The organism is Sutcliffiella horikoshii (assembly GCF_002157855.1).
Taxonomy (GTDB): Bacteria; Bacillota; Bacilli; order Bacillales; family Bacillaceae_I; genus Sutcliffiella_A; species Sutcliffiella_A horikoshii_C.
Map to the genome: position 1 here is coordinate 2,811,120 of NZ_CP020880.1, position 20,373 is coordinate 2,831,492.

The 20,373-nt window shown below is 40.5% G+C and carries 18 protein-coding genes, 3 pseudogenes and 2 riboswitches; of the genes and pseudogenes, 4 read left to right on the top strand and 17 right to left on the bottom strand.

The window, feature by feature from the left end:
* Positions 1-95: 95 nt before the first annotated feature.
* The 6 genes and pseudogenes from B4U37_RS14605 to B4U37_RS14630 all read right to left on the bottom strand — a co-directional run bounded on the left by B4U37_RS14605 (position 96) and on the right by B4U37_RS14630 (position 8,063).
* Positions 96-1,241, bottom strand: coding sequence for a Ger(x)C family spore germination protein (locus B4U37_RS14605; protein ID WP_088018819.1), 1,146 nt, complete (start codon positions 1,239-1,241; stop codon positions 96-98).
* Positions 1,238-2,689: a spore germination protein gene (locus tag B4U37_RS14610; protein WP_088018820.1), complete on the bottom strand. Its 1,452-nt coding sequence runs from the start codon at positions 2,687-2,689 to the stop codon at positions 1,238-1,240. The genes B4U37_RS14605 and B4U37_RS14610 overlap by 4 nt, the downstream gene beginning before the upstream one ends.
* On the bottom strand, positions 2,664-3,782 hold the full coding sequence (locus B4U37_RS14615; RefSeq protein ID WP_088018821.1) for a GerAB/ArcD/ProY family transporter: 1,119 nt from the start codon (positions 3,780-3,782) through the stop codon (positions 2,664-2,666). The genes B4U37_RS14610 and B4U37_RS14615 overlap by 26 nt, the downstream gene beginning before the upstream one ends.
* Positions 3,783-3,904: 122 nt before the next feature.
* Positions 3,905-5,674, bottom strand: a pseudogene (locus B4U37_RS14620) (vitamin B12-dependent ribonucleotide reductase); the annotation flags it as partial.
* 320 nt (positions 5,675-5,994) lie between these two features.
* A pseudogene (locus B4U37_RS14625) lies at positions 5,995-6,792 on the bottom strand (ribonucleotide reductase N-terminal alpha domain-containing protein); the annotation flags it as partial.
* A gap of 434 nt (positions 6,793-7,226) precedes the next feature.
* A complete protein-coding gene (locus tag B4U37_RS14630; protein ID WP_010194722.1) occupies positions 7,227-8,063 on the bottom strand; it encodes a lipoate--protein ligase family protein in 837 nt (278 codons plus the stop codon).
* Positions 8,064-8,292: 229 nt separating this feature from the next.
* On the opposite strand from B4U37_RS14630, the gene B4U37_RS14635 reads away from it, so the two are divergent.
* Positions 8,293-8,616 (top strand): rhodanese-like domain-containing protein, encoded by a 324-nt coding sequence (locus tag B4U37_RS14635; protein WP_083800915.1) that lies wholly within the window; start codon positions 8,293-8,295, stop codon positions 8,614-8,616.
* 47 nt (positions 8,617-8,663) lie between these two features.
* Here B4U37_RS14635 and B4U37_RS14640 read toward each other — a convergent pair whose 3' ends face one another.
* The 4 genes from B4U37_RS14640 to gcvT form a co-directional block, all read right to left on the bottom strand.
* Positions 8,664-9,158, bottom strand: a complete 495-nt coding sequence (locus B4U37_RS14640) for a DinB family protein (protein WP_088018823.1) — start codon at positions 9,156-9,158, stop codon at positions 8,664-8,666.
* A 108-nt stretch (positions 9,159-9,266) separates the two neighbouring features.
* A complete protein-coding gene (gene gcvPB / locus B4U37_RS14645) occupies positions 9,267-10,733 on the bottom strand; it encodes an aminomethyl-transferring glycine dehydrogenase subunit GcvPB (protein WP_010194712.1) in 1,467 nt (488 codons plus the stop codon).
* Positions 10,730-12,076, bottom strand: coding sequence for an aminomethyl-transferring glycine dehydrogenase subunit GcvPA (gene gcvPA, locus B4U37_RS14650; RefSeq protein ID WP_088018824.1), 1,347 nt, complete (start codon positions 12,074-12,076; stop codon positions 10,730-10,732). The genes gcvPB and gcvPA overlap by 4 nt, the downstream gene beginning before the upstream one ends.
* Positions 12,077-12,094: 18 nt before the next feature.
* Complete coding sequence (gene gcvT / locus B4U37_RS14655; RefSeq protein ID WP_010194703.1) at positions 12,095-13,198, bottom strand: glycine cleavage system aminomethyltransferase GcvT; 1,104 nt, start codon at positions 13,196-13,198, stop codon at positions 12,095-12,097.
* 102 nt (positions 13,199-13,300) lie between these two features.
* Positions 13,301-13,390, bottom strand: a riboswitch (glycine riboswitch).
* Between the two features lie 3 nt (positions 13,391-13,393).
* A riboswitch (glycine riboswitch) is annotated at positions 13,394-13,493 on the bottom strand.
* 268 nt (positions 13,494-13,761) lie between these two features.
* Here gcvT and B4U37_RS14660 point away from each other — a divergent pair.
* Both B4U37_RS14660 and B4U37_RS14665 read left to right on the top strand, forming a co-directional pair.
* Entirely contained in the window at positions 13,762-15,459 is a 1,698-nt protein-coding gene (locus B4U37_RS14660; protein WP_010194699.1) for a DEAD/DEAH box helicase, read from the top strand.
* Entirely contained in the window at positions 15,437-16,255 is an 819-nt protein-coding gene (locus tag B4U37_RS14665) for a YqhG family protein (protein WP_010194695.1), read from the top strand. Before B4U37_RS14660 ends, B4U37_RS14665 begins: the two co-directional genes overlap by 23 nt.
* A gap of 23 nt (positions 16,256-16,278) precedes the next feature.
* Here B4U37_RS14665 and B4U37_RS14670 read toward each other — a convergent pair whose 3' ends face one another.
* The gene (locus B4U37_RS14670; RefSeq protein WP_010194694.1) at positions 16,279-16,581 is read right to left on the bottom strand and encodes a DUF5658 family protein; all 303 of its coding nucleotides are present in this window, start codon (positions 16,579-16,581) and stop codon (positions 16,279-16,281) included.
* A gap of 156 nt (positions 16,582-16,737) precedes the next feature.
* Here B4U37_RS14670 and B4U37_RS14675 point away from each other — a divergent pair, with 156 nt between their 5' ends.
* On the top strand, positions 16,738-16,947 hold the full coding sequence (locus tag B4U37_RS14675) for a hypothetical protein (protein WP_088018825.1): 210 nt from the start codon (positions 16,738-16,740) through the stop codon (positions 16,945-16,947).
* Between the two features lie 39 nt (positions 16,948-16,986).
* On the opposite strand, the gene B4U37_RS14680 is transcribed toward B4U37_RS14675, so the two are convergent.
* The 6 genes and pseudogenes from B4U37_RS14680 to B4U37_RS22390 all read right to left on the bottom strand — a co-directional run.
* Positions 16,987-17,232, bottom strand: coding sequence for a hypothetical protein (locus B4U37_RS14680; RefSeq protein ID WP_010194693.1), 246 nt, complete (start codon positions 17,230-17,232; stop codon positions 16,987-16,989).
* Positions 17,233-17,303: 71 nt separating this feature from the next.
* The gene (locus B4U37_RS14685) at positions 17,304-18,170 is read right to left on the bottom strand and encodes an AraC family transcriptional regulator (RefSeq protein WP_088018826.1); all 867 of its coding nucleotides are present in this window, start codon (positions 18,168-18,170) and stop codon (positions 17,304-17,306) included.
* A gap of 27 nt (positions 18,171-18,197) precedes the next feature.
* On the bottom strand, positions 18,198-18,665 hold the full coding sequence (locus tag B4U37_RS14690; RefSeq protein ID WP_010194680.1) for an NUDIX hydrolase: 468 nt from the start codon (positions 18,663-18,665) through the stop codon (positions 18,198-18,200).
* Between the two features lie 12 nt (positions 18,666-18,677).
* Positions 18,678-19,430 carry a class I SAM-dependent methyltransferase gene (locus B4U37_RS14695; protein WP_010194678.1) on the bottom strand — a complete coding sequence of 251 codons (753 nt, stop codon included), beginning with the start codon at positions 19,428-19,430 and terminating at the stop codon, positions 18,678-18,680.
* Between the two features lie 4 nt (positions 19,431-19,434).
* Positions 19,435-19,830, bottom strand: coding sequence for an aminoglycoside 6'-N-acetyltransferase (aac(6'), locus tag B4U37_RS22385; protein ID WP_234946561.1), 396 nt, complete (start codon positions 19,828-19,830; stop codon positions 19,435-19,437).
* A 72-nt stretch (positions 19,831-19,902) separates the two neighbouring features.
* A pseudogene (locus tag B4U37_RS22390) lies at positions 19,903-20,346 on the bottom strand (GNAT family N-acetyltransferase); the annotation flags it as partial.
* Positions 20,347-20,373: the final 27 nt, after the last annotated feature.

The following is a 20,373-nucleotide window of genomic DNA, read 5'->3' on the forward strand; positions in this document are numbered from 1 at the left end:
CCAATCCACGTTCTAAGCCGTCATTTAAAATGATACCCTAACTCATGGGGGATGACAAGTTAGGGTTTTGTTACAGTAAAAGAGGAACAAAACATTTAATTCTTTTCGTATTCATAGCTATTAAAATGGAAAATTTGAATATCGACTTTTACTTTTTTCAAGGAATCTTTTTTGAGGTAAAAATGTTTGGAGTCTTCTAATTCCTTAAAAGCCTCTCGATCTTTTCGATACCATTTCTCTCCTGCATTTAATAAATCAAGTTTGCTATCTACCCCTTTTTCATAGAGATGTATGATTTGCATTTTTAATTCTTCTTCCAATAGTGTTTTTAGCTCGTCTGCAGATATATCCCTTAATTTCTCCAGCAAATCGGCTCGGGCAGAAATTTCTAGGGAGAAGACTGGTTCGGATTTATCTTTTTCGTAAGTAATCTTCATTTTCGGGCTGGATAGCTTTACTGCCGCGATTAATTCTTCCTTATCTTTAACAGGTCGATTTAAAGCTATATTCTTTTCCACCATCCAATCGAGAAGTACGGCATCTTCCAAAGTAATATTTTTAACAAACGATTGCTGTTGAAAGACTGAGTATCCATCATAAAAAAGAACAGGAAATTCCTTTTCTGATACCCATGAGCTTGTATCGATGGTTACAGTAGGTATTTTCGCCACTCCCATTGGTTCATAATAGGACCTTAAGAAAAGTAAAAGTGAGGTTGGTTGCAACTCATCCTGTGCCAACCCATTTGCCTTATCTTTAAATAGAACTGTATAAACAGCAGGATAATTGAAAAGTGCTTTTATGTTAAAAATTTCTTCAATACTCTCTTCTGTCGTTACAATCCTCAATCTATGCCTAAGAGATTTATTTCTTGCAATCTCCTCTAAAACTTCCTTAGATTTACTATTTATTACACGCTGACTAAGAATAAGTGTTTTCACATGACCGAAATAGATAGGAGGATCGGACTTACCATACAACTCACTAACAGCAAGATTTAACGTTTTACCTCTTGCCGATCCAACAAAGCTAGGAATTTTTTCAACTGGCTTCCCTCCTTCTTGCTTTGCCACATTTGCAAAGTTCAGCCCTTGAAGGTACACGATATACTCCTCTTCCGCTTCATCATAGTCCATTCCAATTGCCACAATGTAAGTTAGATCCTGGATATTTTTTATGCCTCCACACCCTGTTAGCAAAATTATACACAACAAAATGGAGATTGCTCCTTTACATTTCAATTATGCTCACCTCTTGTTGCATCATCAGGACTAGTTGAGGTAGTTCTTGACTTGTAGAATTGGACCGGTGCCTTTAAAAAGGATTTCACAATCTCTGTAAAGCTAATAGGTGCCAACGATCCAAAGTATGGCGCTCCAAATGAATTTAAGGTGGAAAAATAGAAAACAGCCAATATAAAGCTTAAGATCACTCCAAATAACCCGAAAAATGTACTTATCAAAATAACAGCAAATCGAATGATAGTAATGGCTGAACTTAAAGACTGGTTCACTAATGTAAAGGAAGCAATATATGTGGTAGCAGCAACCACCAACATGGTTGGGGATGTTAAACCTGCTCGGATAGCTGCATCTCCGACAATTAAACCTCCAAGAACCGCTACCGTCTGTCCAATGGCTCGTGGAAGGCGTACTCCTGCTTCATTAAATAATTCAAACAGGAATAAGATGATAAACATTTCGATCGGTGCAGACAATGGCAACCCAAAACGTGAAACCGATATGGTAGCAACAAGTAAATATGGTATTTGCTCTATATTAAAGGCGGAAAAAGCAATCCAAATACCAGGCAAAAAACCCGAAACCATAATCCCAAACATTCTTATTAACCGCTCAATTGAAACAAAAGCATAACTTATATAGGTATCTTCTGGAGATTTCGTTTGCAATAATAAATTTACCGGTGCAAACGAAACAGTAGGGTTTCCATCCACTAATAATGCAAATCTTCCTTGATTTAAGACTTGTACAACAAAGTCAGGCCTTCCGGAAAAATCCATCGTCGGAAAGACAGAGTAAGGACGATCACGAACAGAGGATTCCAATTCATAAGCACTAGTCAAAATGTCCAGTTCGACTCCATTTAGTCTTGTTCTTATTTCATGAAGAACCTTCTTATCAATAACATCATTAAGATACATTAATACTACTTTTGTCTTGCTCCGTTTCCCTATAGTAAATTTCTCCATGCACAATGAAGGGGTATTAAGTCTCCTTCTTATCAACGAAACATTTGTTTTAATGTCCTCTACAAACCCGTCTTTTGGTCCTCTGATTGAGGTTTCTAATGCTGATTCTTCCGGTTGACGCTTTGGAAACTCACCAGCCTTAAGACTTAGTAAACTATCCCCTGCATAGAAAATTACATTTCCTTCAAAAAGCAAAGAAGCCACATCTTCCATCGATTTGAAGGTGACCTCCTCGATTTGAAACAATGCCTGCAAATGTGACTTGATGGAAACATCCTTACATTCGCTAAGCTTAGGTAAAATATATTGATCCAAATATTGGAGGTTAACAAGGCTGTCTATGTATAGTAATTCAAATGATTCGCCATCGTTTTTATGTACTTTGTATACAAAATCCTGGCTTTGACTGAATAAAGATTTAAGTTGATCAACTTTTTCATTGAGATTATCTTTATTATCCAGGTTGGTTGTGTTTTCCATTTGAATCCTCTCTTTTCCTCATAACTATTATCAGTAAGGCTGATATTAGTATTTGGAATAGAAAAAATGCCATGCATGCTGGTAAAAAATAACGGTAAATAAACTCATAGAAATAAAAAGTCTCCACTTCTATCCACGTAACACCGAAAAAAATCAGATAAATCCCCACAACCAAGATAGGGTTCAACTTATACTGCTTTTTCTTTTTGGTGAAAAAAGCAGCAGCAAGATAGATAAACAAACCAATTCTTATAATGGCCCCACTTAACCATTGATAAAGGGCAAAAAAATCCATGTGTGAAATATAATCACCTATATTCAAGACCCGCCATTGTTCATATGCAGGATAGCGGAAATTTGCCGATTCAACAGGGCCAAACTCCATGATAGCAGCAGTCAATGGACCAAGGATTAACCCCATTAATAAGGTGATTAAAATGAAAAGATGCCTGAATTTAATTGGAGATTGTGAATAAGGTTGTAATAAAACGATAAGGTAGATTTCAAGAAGTCCTGAAAGAGAATAAATGATCGCTTCTATCACTGGTGTGTATCCTTCACTAAACAACGGAAACAATAGGCTTGGGTCTTTAATGGAAGTATTGGTAATGGCGATGAAAATGCCTAAAATCATCACTAACGGAAGCAAAAAACCGCTAGAAATAGCCATATACTTTATTCCACCAAGTGTCACCACACAGCAGACTAATATCATAATTAAATTAATCATCGTAACCGAAGCATCAGCTAGAAAGTAAGCATTAAGCCAGATCATTAAATCTCTAAAGGTAACATATGCACTCAAAAAAAGATAAACAACAACCGGCATTGAAATTAATGCAGATACAAATTTTCCAAATCGCTTTTCCACCATTGCGAAAAATCCCTTATCAGAGCAGTTCTTAGTTATAAAATATACCAACCATAGAAAGACCAGCCCGATTGGGTAAGCTATGAGCACACCTAACCAACTGTCCCTGCCCGCAGCATTTAATAGATTCGGTATGAGGATAACGTGGTTGAGTAACCCAGTTGATAATATCAACATCATGAATAGCTGTCTTGGAATTAGGATTTTCGTTACGTTCTGCATGGGCCATCTCCAGGTTCATTAAAGTTACTTTTATGATGACCTGGATTTGATAAAATATGCCAATTCGAACAAACAAAAAAGAGTATGGAATACACTAGCATTCCACACTCTTTTCGTTAAGATTATAATCCGCACTTAAGTTGCGCACCGCAATCTGTGCAAGTATTGCATCCGCCGATTTCTTTAACCGTACCAATACGGCATACTGGGCAGGTGTTCCCTACTTCTGATCCGTATTGAACATTGGTCGAGCGTAAATCATTAATTGTTTCAACGAGGACGACCGGCTTTTTTACCACATCTTCCATTTGAATCTGTTCGCCTTCATCCATCGTGTTCTCTTCTGCTTTTAGCGTCAGTACCTGGGAGTCACGGCTTCCATCCACATAAACGGTACCGCCTTTTGCTCCACCTTTATAGAGGCGTTCGTATACTTTCTTCACTTGATCAACCGTATATCCTTTCGGTGCGTTTACCGTTTTGGAAATGGAACTGTCAATCCAGTTTTGGATAATACATTGAACATCAGCATGCGCTTGTGGAGCGAGTTCCATTGCAGAGATGAACCAGTTTGGCAGGTTCTCTGCATCTGCTTCTGGGTTCGCATCCAAGTACTCTTGTACGATGTCAGCCTTTACCTCAATGAACTTCCCTAGACGTCCACTGCGGAAGTAAGAGAAGGAGAAGTATGGCTCAAGTCCTGTAGATACCCCTACCATTGTTCCTGTAGATCCAGTTGGAGCTACTGTTAACAAGTGAGAGTTACGGATACCTGAGGATAGAATTCCTTCTTTAATATCTTCCGGCATCTTGCTCATGAAGCCTGTTTTCGTAAATGCGTCACGAAGACGATTCGTTTCTTCTTCTGTGGCACCTTCTAAGAACGGGAAGCTTCCTTTTTCTTTTCCAAGTTCTACAGAAGCACGATATGCAGTAACCGCAATCGTTTCAAATACTTTATCTACAAGCTCATTGCCTTTTTCAGAGCCGTATTCTGTTTCACAATAGATTAATAGGTCGTGAAGGCCCATTACTCCTAAACCAACACGGCGCTCACCTAATGCCTGTTTTTTATTTTCTTCTAAGAAGTAAGGTGTCGCGTCGATAACGTTATCTTGCATTCTAACGCCGACTTCTACTGTTTGTTTCAGCTTTTCGAAGTTTACTGTTTTCGTTTCCTTGTCCGCAAATTGAGCAAGGTTTACTGCTGCCAAGTTACAGACAGAAAATGGTGCGAGGGGTTGTTCCCCACATGGGTTGGTTGCTACAACCTTTTGTCCGTATGCTTTTGCATTTGTCATATCGTTAGCATTGTCGATAAAGAAGATTCCAGGCTCAGCTGAGTATGTTGCACAAATATTGACCAGGTTCCAAAGTTCTTTCGCCTTAATCTTTCTGTACACTCTCACTTTGTGACCAAGTTTCTCCCACTCTCGTACGTCTCCAACTTCTGACCATTGTTCATTATAGATAGCCATTTCGTCTTTATCGTATGCTTCCACATCAGGGAAACGAAGATCAAAGTCAGCGTCGTTTTCAACAGCTTCCATAAACTCTTTTGTGAGGGTAATGGAAATGTTGGCTCCTGTAAGGAACTCTGAGTTATGAACTGTATAGGTTCCGCCAACTTTCAATTTCTGCTCTGCATCTTTGATGATTGCTTCTGTAAATCCGCCATATCCAGGGATGTGCTTGAAGTTTGTCACAGATTGATACATTGTAATTTCTTGATCTGTTAACGGGGTGAACTTCAGCTTATCTTCAGCTGCTTTTTTAATGCTTTCATCGTTTGTATTTTCAATTAGGTAGCGTAGAATTCTCGGGTTTTGCATTTTGGAGATGATAAATTCAACGATATCTGGGTGCCAGTCTGCTAGCATAATCATTTGAGCCATTTCGTTACGCCGATTCGCTTAATCGACTCTCTATGTCACCATAGAGTTCAGACCATATCTTACACTTTTTAAAGTGTCCTCGCACTTCGGATTCGCTTGAATCCTACTCTACTCACTTCTGCCATACTTCGGCATGTTTTCGATGGTCGTTGAACCTTCACCATTTCACAGGTGCTTGGCTGCTGATTATCTTTGACCGCTTGTTGTTTTTAGGCATTCACGCTCACCGTTTCCAGTCACGTTGTAGCCAACAAGTCATAAAAGACTTTCCAGCAATTCACGAGGTTTGTTTATAGACGAGGCACTTAAGCTGATTTACCACGTCTTGATCCACCTTGTTCCACAAGATGCGTCAATTTTGCAATGTCATCCAACCAGGAAACACTACCAGAGGATTTACCGTTAACCCCTCTTGCAAGCGCGTTTCGTGGGCGAAGCGTTGATCCGTTTGTACCAACTCCGCCTCCGCGGCTCATGATTTCCATTACTTGTTTACGGTGTTCCGAAATTCCTTCACGGGAATCTTGTACGAATGGCATTACGTAACAGTTAAAGTAGGTTACATCAGTGTCTGCACCAGCTCCGTATAACACACGTCCTGCAGGTACAAAATTCATGTTAACTAGTTCATGATAGAACTTTTCAAACCATTCCTGGCGCTTCTCTTCTGTCGTTTCTACTGCTGCCAAGCCTTTTGCGTTACGTTTGGCAATCTGCTCGTAGAAGACTTCTAGAGGCTTCTCAATTACATCCAGGGATCGAACGACAACGCCCGTTTCGGCTTCACCTAGCTTTGTCAACACTCCACGATACTCTTCTTCAATTAGTACAGAAGCCTTCTTGGTAGACCAGTCTATGTCTTGTATGAAACCAAGACCTCTTGCAGGGAATTTAGGATCTTCTTTTATCGTTAATACAACAAAATCTCCAGCTGTAAGGGTTACTTTCTCTGTATCTTTAAATGCGTAACGATCGAGCATGACCAGGCGGGAAACACCTTTATGTGTAGTGGTCATGTCCTCTGTAATGGGGTGTACTTGAGGAAACAAGCCGATGTCCTTGTTCAAGCGTTCTACATTGATTTTCAATTTGGATTCATTAATTGCGATCGTCATTATTACAACTCCTCTAAAACTAGTAGTTCTACCAAAAATTACTTCTGTAAAATTTGTTTGTATAGATAAGGTATCATATCTTCCAACAAAATATCAACATATAGTATTTGAATTATTTTCGACACTACTATATATTGATTTTCTGCAGAATGAATCTAAATTTGTCAAATGATAAAAGCGTCAATATAAGGAGGAATTTAAAGAGAAACGAAGATTATAATCTATTTTCAAGGCAGAATGACTTTTTTTGTCGCTTGCGCATTTTTACGAAATATAGCGAGCCTATTATACCAACGTTTCAAGAAAATCCTTCCTTTTTGACGAAAAATATTTTTTAATTTTTCTTTTTTGACTTTTGTATATCTAGTCGACTCTTTTTTCTACCCTACTACATGTAGTGCAAAACAAAAAGATAACGAGAATTTAAATCATCGTTATCTTTTATAATTCCACTCATCTGTGGAATATTTCTTTTCCATTATGGCATGTACTTCAGCCAGTTCCGCTTCTGTCAGCTCATGTGGCTCAAGCGTAATGTTCAATCCTTTTTCAAATCCATCATAAAAAGCTTTTTTTGCTTCTTCAATTGTTACGGGAGTTTCGCGAAGGGCATTGATTGCCACCGCTTTATTTTTGAAATTCTTCTGCATTCGTTCTTTCACTCGCTCACTTGGATAATTGAACAGACTAAAAAGTAAGTCTTCATCAATATCTAGTAGAATGGAACCGTGTTGCAGGATGACACCCTTTTGACGAGTTTGTGCACTGCCGGCAACCTTTCTACCCTCGACTACAAGCTCATACCAGGATGGTGCATCAAAACATACAGATGAACGCGGATTCTTCAACCCTTGCTTTTCCTCTTCTGTTCTCGGAATCGCAAAGTATGCATCCAGTCCAAGTGCCTTAAATCCTTCTAAAATGCCTTCTGAAATAACTCTGTAAGCCTCTGTGACAGTTTGAGGCATCTCTGGGTGTTCTTCCGAGACAATGACACTATATGTTAATTCTTTGTCATGAAGGACACCCCGTCCGCCTGTTGGTCTCCTTACAAATCCTAGACCTAACTCTTTCACACGTTCCATATTTATTTCTTTTTCTACCTTTTGAAAATAACCGACAGATAGTGTCGCAGGTTTCCACCCATAGAAACGGATAGTCGGAGGAATTAAACCTTCGCTATGCCATTCTAATAACTTCTCATCAAGCGCCATATTAAATGCTGGAGATTGATTTTGTGAATCAATAAATCTCCAAGTTTCCTTCGTCATATTATGTACCTCATTTATCTTTATATGATGAATTAGTCTACCAAAAGTGCACCGAGATTTCAAAGTTAAAGCTTGGTAGTTTTTTATGTCGAATAGTAGAAAAGGATGACATTTCCCTTAACCTTTTATATAATATACTTTGGTATAAAAAGAAAAAGAGGGGTTGTCTAGTTTGGTTTTATACGTAACATTAGGAATTTTGGCAGCATTTATTGTCTATTCAGTGATCATGTTCATCTACCAACGTAAAATTCTAACAACCTTAACGGAAGAAGAATTTCGCGCAGGTTATCGTAAAGCGCAATTGATTGATGTCCGTGAACCAAAAGAGTATGAAGGCGGACACATTCTTGGCGCAAGAAACATTCCTTTGTCTCAAATGAAAATGAGAATAAGAGAGGTTCGTCCAGACCAACCTGTCTATATTTATTGCCAGAACACCATGCGCAGTGGTCGTGCAGCTCAAATGTTAAAACGTAAAGGGTACACGCAGCTTTATCAACTAAAGGGCGGCTTCAAGCAATGGGGCGGTAAAATTAGAACGAAGAATTAATAAATAGAGCACTTGCAGAGTGAGTAACTGCAAGTGCTCTTTTGTGTTTATTGGACGGTGTTGTTTAATGTTTGGTTGATCTGCTCAATGTGACGGCGCTCATGGAAACCGATTAACTGTACCCATTGCTGTGCGGAAAGGTCCCCGATCCAACGATGATTGAACCCGTATTTATGTAATGCTTCCTCGTCCACTTCTTGGATGAATGTGTTCAAGTTGTTTCTGGATTGCTCCAACAACTCAACTAGTTCTGCTTTCGTATAAGGGTGTTCGGATGGTACGATGTCTTCTGGCGCTTCCACCTTATATGTTCTATTCGCCAGCATTTTCGCTAGAGGTAAATCTTTTTCTTCTACTTCATTTTTGACTTCAATCGCTTTTCTTAAGCCGTTGGTAATTTTGTTTTCAATTAAATATAAGTGCTCTACGTTTTGTGAGACTGTCCAGAGGTTTTCGTGCTTTTGGTGCAGTTGTTCTTCTGAGATCCCTTCTAATAGTTCAAGTAGCTCTTCTCTTGCTTTGTAGGTTTGCTCATAGTACATTTGCTTTCCCTCCCTTTGGTTCTAGTTATATCTTAAGGGTTTTTGGGGAATTTGAGAAGTAAAAAGAGAACAGGTCGCCCTGTCCTCTCTCTAGTCAAACTTTTATATTCACGCTTCCTTCTGATAACGCAACACCGGTTTACGGGCTGCCAACGTTTCGTCCAATCTCTTAATCACAGTTGTATGAGGTGCTTCTTGCACCACTTCCGGATTTTCTTCCGCTTCACGGGCAATCTGAATCATCGCTTCAATGAAGGAATCTAATGTTTCTTTTGATTCCGTTTCTGTCGGCTCGATCATGATGCACTCCTCAACATTCAGTGGGAAGTAAATGGTTGGTGGATGGTAGCCGAAATCCAACAGGCGTTTAGCTATATCCAATGTACGCACACCCAGTTTCTTCTGACGTTTACCGCTCAGTACAAACTCATGCTTACAATGTCTGTCAAACGGCAGGTCGTAGTGCTCTGCCAGACGGCGCATCATGTAGTTCGCATTCAGTACGGCATATTCCGTTACTGCTTTTAATCCATCTGGACCCATAGAACGGATATACGTGTAAGCACGAACATTAATGCCGAAGTTACCGTAGAACGGCTTCACGCGGCCGATAGATTGTGGACGGTCGTAATCGAAACCGAACGTGCCGTCTTCTTTTTTCACCACAAGTGGTTTTGGCAAGTAAGGAATTAAGTCAGCTTTTACGCCGACTGGACCGGAACCAGGGCCACCGCCACCGTGAGGGCCTGTAAATGTTTTATGCAAGTTCAAGTGAACCACATCAAAGCCCATGTCACCAGGACGCGCTTTGCTTAGTACTGCATTCAGGTTCGCTCCATCATAATAAAGCTTTCCGCCTGCATCGTGGACAATGCGGGCCATTTCTAAAATATTCTCTTCAAAAAGACCAAGTGTGTTCGGGTTGGTCAGCATCAAAGCAGCCGTGTCTTCCCCTACTACTCTGCGAAGATCCTCTAAGTCTACCAAGCCGTTTTCGTCGGATTTTACGGTAATGGTTTCAAGACCAGCTACTGTTGCAGACGCCGGGTTTGTTCCGTGTGCAGAGTCAGGAACGATAACTTTTGTACGGTTATGGTCATTATTTGCTTCATGGAAGGCACGAATCATCATTAGACCTGTCCACTCACCGTGTGCTCCAGCCGCTGGTTGAAGTGTCACTTCGTCCATTCCCGTGATTTCAATCAAATGTTCTTGCAAGTCGTGCATCAATTCCAAAGCACCTTGCACAGTGGACTCATCCTGTAGGGGATGGATATGCGCGAATCCTGGGAAGCGTGCCACGTTTTCATTTATTTTCGGGTTGTATTTCATCGTACAAGATCCTAGCGGGTAGAAGCCAGAGTCTACACCGTGGTTACGATTACTTAATGCTGTATAGTGGCGCATAATATCAAGTTCGGAAACTTCCGGTAGTTCTGGCGCTTCCTCGCGAATGTATTCGCTTGGGAAAAGTTCCGCTAAATCTACTTCTGGTACATCGTTTTCAGGCAGGCTGTATCCGATACGACCTTCTCTGGACATTTCAAAAATGAGTGGTTGATTTTGCTTTTTCATTGTTGATGAGCCCCCATTTCTCTCGCTAGTGTGTCGATTTCCTCTTTCGTGCGCAGTTCTGTAACTGCAAGCAGCATATGGTTTTCAAGCTCAGGATAGTAAGTGCCCAAGTCATAACCACCGATTAATCCTTTTTCAAGAAGCTTGCGGTTGACTTCTTTGATTGGAGTGTACAGCTTCACAACAAACTCATTGAAGAACGGACCGCTGAATGTTACTTCAAGACCTGCTGCTTCCAAAGAACGTTTCGCATATTGCGCTTTTTGGATGTTTTGTACAGCCATCTCTTTAACACCTTTTTTGCCCAGTGCCGTCATGGCAACGGAAGCAGCTAGTGCATTCAATGCCTGATTGGAACAAATGTTAGATGTCGCTTTGTCACGACGGATATGTTGCTCACGCGCTTGAAGCGTCAGAACGAATCCGCGTTGACCTTCCTCATCCACCGTTTGTCCTACTAATCTACCAGGAACTTTACGCATCAATTTAGTTGTCACCGCAAAATAACCACAGTGAGGTCCTCCGAATTGTGTCGGGATACCGAATGGTTGTGCATCACCTGTTACGATATCAGCGCCAAATTTCCCCGGAGGAGTCAACGCGCCAAGTGCCAATGGATTAGAAGAAACCACAAACATTCCTTTATCTGTATGTGCTAATTTTTCAATTTCTTGTAGAGGCTCGACTTGACCAAAGAAGTTTGGATATTGAACCATAACTGCTGCAACGTCAGAGGACATCATTTCTTCAAGAGCCGCTACATCGGTTACTCCGTTTTTCGTTGGAATTTCCACTACTTCGACATATTGACCTTTTGCGTAAGATGTTACAACTGCTTTAGCTTCAGGATGTACAGCCCCTGAGATAAGCACTTTTTTCTTTTTCGTATGACCGCATGCAAGCATCGCCGCTTCTGCAAAGGCAGTTGGACCGTCATACATGGAGGAGTTAGCCACGTCCATGCCTGTTAGTTCACAAATCATAGTTTGGAATTCAAAGATTGCTTGCAGTTCCCCTTGTGAGATCTCAGGCTGGTAAGGTGTGTAAGCTGTGTAAAATTCAGAACGGGAGATAACATGGTCCACGATTACTGGCATGTAATGATCGTATACGCCAGCACCTAAGAAGGAAGCGTGTTTTCTAAGGTCTTTATTTTTAGCAGCAAGCTCACTTAACTCGCGCATCAATTCTGATTCGGATTTTGCTTGTTTGATTTTCAATTCTCCGTCAAAGCGGACGCTTTCCGGGATGTCTGAAAATAGTTCGTCAATATTTTGCACACCTATTACTTGCAGCATTTCTTGGATGTCTTGGTCTGTCATCGGTAAATAACGATGTTTCATGTGAGTTCCCCTCTCCGGTTAGTTTTTCGGACGTTGATAGAATGGTGCTTTGACCACTTTTGCTTTAAGACGTTTTTTACGAACTTGCACTTCCACTTCTGTATCAAACTCAGTGAATTCTTTCTTTAAAAGTGCCAGGCCGACATTTTTCTTTAGGGTTGGAGATTGCGTACCTGTTGTCACTTCCCCAATTTGTTCCTCACCGACAAATACTTCATAGCCGTGTCGCGGAATACCTTTGTCTATCATTTCAATCCCAACAATACTGCGAGGTGCTCCGTTTTCTTTTTGCTCTTTTAATACTTCTTTTCCGAAGAAATCTTCTTCTTTGTTCGTTTTTACCGCGAAACCGATACCAGCTTCAATCGGAGTGATGTCTTTTGAAAGCTCTTGTCCGTATAGAGCAAGCTTTGCTTCAAAGCGCAATGTATCACGGGAACCTAATCCACAAGGAACCAGCCCGTCTTCTTTTCCAGCTTCAAGCAACGTGTTCCAAAGCTTGACCGCGTCTTCTTGTTGACAATAGATTTCAAAACCGTCTTCCCCGGTGTAGCCGGTTCTAGAAACCAGGGCAGAAACTCCATTGATCTCTACGTTTTCTTTAAATTTAAAAAATTTGATCTCTGAAAGGTCCGTGCTTGTCAGCTTTTGCAAAACTTTCTCCGCTACAGGTCCCTGTATAGCCAGTTGTGCGATGCTTTCTGAGATATTTGTTACTTCTACTTCTTCTATAGCATGGCTTTTTAACCAGTCAAAATCTTTTTCAATATTAGAGGCATTTACAACAAGCAGGTAATCCTCGTCTGCTTTTTTGTATACCAGTAAATCATCTACCGTCCCACCGTCCGGATAGCACATTGCTGTATATTGCGCGCCACCGTCTTTAAGTTTGGAAACGTCGTTTGTCATCATTTTCTGTAGGTAAGCAAGACTGTCTTTTCCTTTCACTTCAATTTCTCCCATGTGGGAAACATCGAATAATCCAGCTTTCGTACGAACCGCTTCGTGCTCTTCTTTGATGCTTGAAAATTGAACAGGCAGATCCCATCCGCCAAAATCGATTGTTTTTGCACCATGTTCTTTGTACACATCATATAATGGTGTTTTTTTAAGTTCAGTCATTACTTTTTTCTCCTCCTTTTACTAAACAAAAGAATTTCAACCTACGCTTTTCCCTTTTTGCTTCAAAAAAGGACAGAGAAACTCCTTTTTCAAAAAAGAGTTCTCTGTCCTTTGCACCTGAAAGTTTACCTTATGTATAAGGCTTTCCCCTTTGGTGGTTTATTCTAAAATAAGAATAAACACTCTCCAGAGTTGCGTCCAACAAGAGTCTTTTTGCCTGAGAGATTCACAGTCATTCTGCTTGCTCCTTCGGCGCTGCCGCATCTTTATGGGCAGTCTCTCCCCTTGTTCTCATTCGCAATATAATATTTTCTCTAAACATGGTCATACTAATAGGAAGCTACAACATTCATGTTCATATTGCCAGGCAAACCGCCTTAAAAAGCTCACTATTATCCTACCATTAGACAAAGGATTCTGGCAATATAAAAACACTTATTATTATTATTTTTATATAGCTAAACGTTCGTGTTTAAACAAGTAGATTATCAATATTTTCTAATGAAAACGCTATCCTTTTTCAACATACTATAAATTGGATAATTCAGAAAGGATGCACAACAATGAATGTAGAGATTGTTTTTGACCAGGAATGGCAGGACGAACTGCTTAAACGTATGGAAGATGATGGTCCTTGGGCTAATTACGAACTATTCAAACTTGCATTAGAAGTGGAGAACCATCTTAGCATCCCAGAATTTGAAGGATTGCTTGCTCCTTCCCATCTGCCACAACTTACTCCACTACCCCACCAGTTGGAAGTAGCCAGAAACGTGGTGGAAGAGATGAACGGAAAAGCGATACTTGCCGATGAGGTGGGGCTTGGTAAAACCATTGAAGCAGGTCTGATTCTTAAAGAATATATGATTCGCGGACTAGTGAAGAAGGTTTTGATTTTAGTTCCAGCTTCCCTGGTTTCTCAATGGGCAATTGAACTGAATCAAAAATTCTATATCCCTGCTATCGGTCAGAAAAAAAGTTATGTATGGGAGCAATGTGACGTAGTAGTTTCTTCTATTGATACAGCAAAAAGAAGCCCTCATCGTGAGATCATCAATAGCTTGGAATATGACATGGTGATTATTGATGAGGCTCATAAACTGAAAAATAATAAAACCAAAAACTATGAATTTGTCCAGAATTTAAAGAAGAAGTTTTGCCTGTTGTTAACAGCCACTCCTATTCAAAATAAAGTGGAAGAGATTTTCAACCTTGTATCCCTCCTTAAACCGGGTCATCTTGGCAGCGAGAGCAATTTCACCGAGGTGTTTCGTGCGAAAAACCGAAAGCTTGAGAACGATGATTATTTAAAAGAACTTGTCAATAAAGTGATGATTCGAAACAGGCGCGGGGATACAGGAATCGATTGGCCAAAACGAAATGTAGAGTCTTGTATCATTGAATTTTCAAAAGAGGAACAGGATCTTTATGATGCCATCAATGAGCTAAAGTCAGACCCTTACGTACCGATTACTAGCCAGTTCTCCATCATGACCTTGCAACGCGAAGCTTGCAGCAGCAGAGAAGCTGTTTATTACACTGTTAAAAATATGATTGAGCGTAAGCAACAGGAAAATCCACATTATCAGCCTTCACAGGGCCTTTTGAAAATTTTCGAGAAAATTGATTTGGTTGGACGAAACTCTAAAGCCGAGAAAGTGTTAGAGCTGATCCAAAAAGTCAAAGATAAGGTCATTATTTTCACCGAATACAGAGCAACACAGATGTATTTACAATGGTTCTTAAAGCAAAATGGCATTACTTCTGTTCCCTTCCGCGGCGGGTTCAAGCGAGGCAAAAAGGATTGGATGAGGGAATTGTTTAAAAACCATGTTCAGGTCCTTATTGCTACTGAAGCAGGAGGCGAGGGGATCAACCTCCAGTTCTGTAACCATATTATAAATTTCGACCTTCCCTGGAATCCGATGAGACTTGAGCAGCGAATTGGTCGAATTCACAGGCTTGGACAAGAGCGTGATGTGAATATCTATAACTTTGCTACAAATAACACCGTCGAGGAGCATATTCTGAAGCTGCTTTATGAAAAAATCAATCTCTTTGAACGAGTCATTGGGGAGCTTGACGATATCTTGACGAAGATGGAAATCAAGAATCTAGAAGAGCATATTCAAGACATTATGCTTCATTCTAAATCAGAGGGTGAAATGAAGATAAAGATGGAGAACCTCTCCTCTATTATTGAATTTGCCGATCAGATGAAAAAGGAGGACGGACCACATGCAGCAGCGGGAAATTCATAGGTTTTTGGAGCGCTATTTTACAGCCAATAGCTGTGAAATTGTCGAGAACACGAACAGCCATCTTGCCGTGCAATTGACCATTGATATGGACAAAGAACTGATGAACCGCCCTTTCTATTGGCATTACCTCGAAAAAACAGGCGGTATACCTAATCCAATGAAGATGACATTAATTACAGACAGCAACAAAGCACCTGAAGACCTTAAAGGAGATCATGTTCATTTTGGCTCTCCTAGGATGCATCAAATTTTTGAATCCACTAAAAGTCTTGCAGGTTATATACGATTGTATGAAAATATTCCTTCTCATACCGGTGGGGGTCATCTTCCTCTTCACCCGTGGCTGAACGTAAATATGAAAGTGAGCTATCAGTGTGACCGGAAGAAGGATGTCATTATGTCTCTTGGAATTCACTTGATTACAGGGTCGATCTTGGAAAATTTTCAAGAAGAAGTAGAAAAGATTAATCTGACACCGAAGATTCCTGATTTTTGTTTCACCATGACCCCAATCATCAAGCCAGCGAGCGGACTTTCAAGGCTTGAGCATTATGTAAATGGATTTATCGCAAGTGAAGATCATCAGTGGGCAGAAGATGCGAGAAAAAGATGGGATCAAGATCTTCAGCTTTTGAAGCATTTTTATGAGGATGATGAAGAAAAACCGGAGTCTTATGAAACCGAGATGAAGGCTCTTCAAGAGCAATATGAGCCTAAAATTCATGTATCAATTATAAATGGCGGCCTTTTCTATTTGGGTCCATCTTTTATCCAAAACATACACAGTGGCAGATGAAGACTGCCATTGTGTATGTTTTTTTAAGTGATATAGTAGTAAATCCAGTACATATGTAGGAAACTGACCATGCTGTAGACACAAACGGCGGTTAGGCAGACAACTTTAAGAATGGTTGATTTAAGTTTCAAGTTATTTTTTATGAAGAACAATAGAAGTATGGAGATGCCTAGTTTTATGAGTAAAAATAAGGCTGGGCTTGTTTCATAGAGGGATTTCATCAGCGGGTTGCCTTCGTTAATTAACTGGAAGTGCAGGCCAAAATATGTGGCAACTCCGTCAAAGATGTTTAATAGCAACAACGCGATCAATAGCTTTTTGACCATAGCACACCTCCACAACGATTTCGTTCTTTAGTAAGAACAATTATACCTTGTTTATTCGCTATTAAGCAAGTGTGTTGTTCTTTTTTAAGAACATAAAGCTGGTATTATTTCTACAGTGTATCCAGTCTGAGTGGGATTATAAGGTGGTGATGCGCTGTGGGCAGGTTTATAATTTTTTTGGCATTGTTCGGCTTCTTAGATGCCAAAGTTCTTGGGGGACTGCTTATTTTGGCGCCGTTCGGCTTCTTAGATGCCAGAGTTCATGGAGGAATGCTCACTCTGGCGCCGTTCGGTCTCATAGATGCCAAAGTTCGAGGAATTCTTTTTATTTTGGCACCGTTCCGCTCATTAGATGCCAGACTATAAGGCATACCGCTTTTTCTGGCATCTCTAGACCCTTAAATATCAAAACCAAACTTGATTCATTTTCTCCAAAAACTCTCTTGTTATGGGATAACCCGAACTTTCTCCAATAACAGAATCAATGCCACAATGGGGACATATAGCCGTTTGACCCTGATCAACCCATTCCTTTATAAGAGAAGGACTGTAAATTTCCAGACAGAAAAAACACCCGCATTTCTTATCCTTTACTAATTCTTTTTTATGAAGACTGCTCAATTTGTGCGCATTAGCAATATAATCTTCCATTCTAATATCTCCTCTCTGTTTTCAAAAAAATAAGAGTCCACCTCATCACATCAAGGTGGACACTCTACTATTTATTTTATCGGTATCCATATCTCTGAGTAAAGGTCTGGGCTCGATGGATCCTCGTCTGTGTACAACTCAAAATCCGGTGCACCAGAATGCTCGTAGCTGTTGGAGGGGAACCATTCTGAGAAGATGCGCTTCCAAGTATCCTGCATGGCATGGGGCATCGGGCCATGCACTTCGAAGACGACCCATTTTGAAGCAGGTATCTCTAACTTTTCCAACTCTTCCGGAATATCACCATCAATCGCTGTAGCCACCCAGTAATCCATTACTTGTTCTGATTTCATTTCTTCCGTGGTTCCTTCACATACACCAAGAACACCTTTAATGGCTCCATTATTTAATGTAAAGAGCTTATCTGTAAAACCTTCTGCATTCACGTCCTGCCAAAACTTCGGTATCTCTCTGGATTGCTCATCATTTGCACAAGAAAATCTTCGTTTTTTCCCGGCTACTGTAAATGCCTCTTTGTTCACTACACTATACTTCATCGGTTCTGCCCCTTCCAATGTCACCTGGATCACCAGGCGGTTATAAGTTTGCAGCTTCCCTTCATGCCTCCGCACTTCAGTTGGAGAAGTGCCGTGTTGCCTGCGGAATGCCTTTGTGAAAGCCTCGGGAGTGTCGTAACCATATTTCCAGGCGATATCGATGATCTTATTGTCCGTTGTAAGCAATTCCTGTGCAGCAAGCGTCAACCTTCTTCTTCTCAAATATTCTGCAACCGACGTATCTGTCAACAAACCGAATGTACGTTGAAAATGAAAGGAAGAAACATTTGCATATCTAGCAATATCCTCAATTGTTATATCTTCTGTCAGATTCTTTTCCATATATTCAATTGCACGCTGAATCGACTCTACCATCGCCATAATGCCTCACTCCTTATGTCTATCCTATCAGCGTGAACGATGGATTTCCTGTTCATTTGTGCTTTGTTTTGGCAGGTTTCTTAATCGATCCGCTTCTCTAATATTGTCATGTAAATAGGCTTCCGTTTGAGGATGATTGATTATTTCTTCGGTCGTCATCCAATGAACAGCCTCCACCTCATCCGGACTCTTCGAATAGGGCTCGCCACTCTGCCATTCACATAGGAATACAATGTCTACAACTTCCCGACCATCCGGTAGAACAAAAGAAGTATTTCGGACATACGTCATGTTATCATGAACGCTGATACCCACTTCCTCCATTAACTCACGTCTCAAAGTCCGTTCCAAAATATTAGAAGAAGCACCTTCAGGGTCAACCGTCCCGCCAACAAAGGAAAGCATCCTCGCCGCATGCTCCTCCTTGTGACTGCGCTCTATCATCAACCATTTGTTCCCTCTGTACACAGCACCTTCTACATTAATGAAAAACATCTCTAATCCCCCTTATTTTCTGGCTTTAATAATTAATGTTGAAGGAAATCTGCGAGTTTTGTAAAGAGAATAGTACTGGTCAGATACCGGAGCGTCCTCATCTTTAAAATGGGCTCCCTCATCACTTTCCACTACCTTCTCAATGATAAAGCCTGCTTGAATCAGTTCATTTATGTAGGTTGCCAGTTTTCTAGTGTGTATGGTCATCGGTGCATTTTCTCCTTTGAATTTTTCAAAGGTGTGCAGACCTTCTTGCTGGTAGGACCCATTTAAAGTTATAACGCCCTTCTCGCTACTAATATGAGCATATAAAGGATGATCCCAACTAAATACGAAGCTGCCTCCTTGTTTTAAATAAGAATGGATCAGCTTCAATGTTGCCTTTAAATCCGTTGTCCAGCCTAACGCATAAATAGAATAAACACAATCAAAATAATCTTTTGGAAGGTCAATCTCTTGTTCCATCGGCGCACAAAATAAGCGGGGTTCCAGCCCTTGAAGAGTCTTTTCTGCCGCTAGTTTCTGCTCGGTGGAAAGGTCCACTCCCCATAGTTCAGTTGCGCCTTTTTCCTCCGCCATATATTTTAAAGAATGACCACTGCCAAAACCAATATCCAAGACCTTTTTATTTTGCAAATCATCCAAAAGCTTCAGTTCATCTTCCGTTTGAGTAAAAGGTCCGTAACTAGGAAGGGCGTCCACCCCGTTGAAATAATGGGCGACCTTGTCCCAGCTTTTTCGATTACTTTCCAATAGTTGATTCATACCCCTACCCCTTTATTTTCTTAATAAATGCAATTAATCTACTTGATTCCTTAAATCCCATCCCAATGTGGAAATAATAGCTAACATGGTTGTCCAAATGGATGTCCGAACCGATTTGCTTGCAGCCGTTCTTTTTTAACCATTCTTCCCCTACTTCTACCAGCTTTGCAGAGTATCCTTTTCTCCTAAACTCCGGTTTCACATATACCCCTTCAATATAACCTGTTGGAGATGATTCTGTACCCTCCACATAATCCACCCGTATAGATAGATGAATGAACGAAACAAATTCATTACCTATGCGGTAAAATAAAACTTTGTCCCGGTTGGAAGCCATAATTTCACGAAATGACTCATGTAATTCCTCCTCCGTGCTTTCTGGCCAGAGGTCTAACGCCATTTCGGTGTAATGTGCCAAATGATTGTTTGATGCAAATACGACATTGTCATTCGTACTCTCTTCTGATGATTGAAGCTCCAGCCTAGCAAGCTGCTCCCCCCACGAAGCAATCTCCGTTTCTACAAAACCAGCGTCCTTATACATCTTTTTCGCTACGTGGTTTGTTGGTTCAAAGCCATGCACGACATACGGAATAGCACTGGAATTTATATTTCTTATGTCTTTCAACACCTTATCAAGGGCTGCTCTACCAAATCCTTTCCTTTGAAATTTTTCGTCGATCATTAACCGGTATATCCAGTAATTTCCGTCATCCGGATCAATCCCATACATTGCAAAACCCACCATCTCCTCTTCCGCATATACTCCCATCGCTTTAAAATCCGTCAAAAATTGTACCTGGGCAAGGGAGTACAGGTTGGAAGCCACGAAGTCTTTTTGGTCCTCTGAAACTTTTAGTTGAATTGCTTTTTGCCAATTTTCAGCTGTAATTTGTCTTAGTGTGATTTTCATAATCTTGTCCCTCTTCTATTTTTTAGTTTT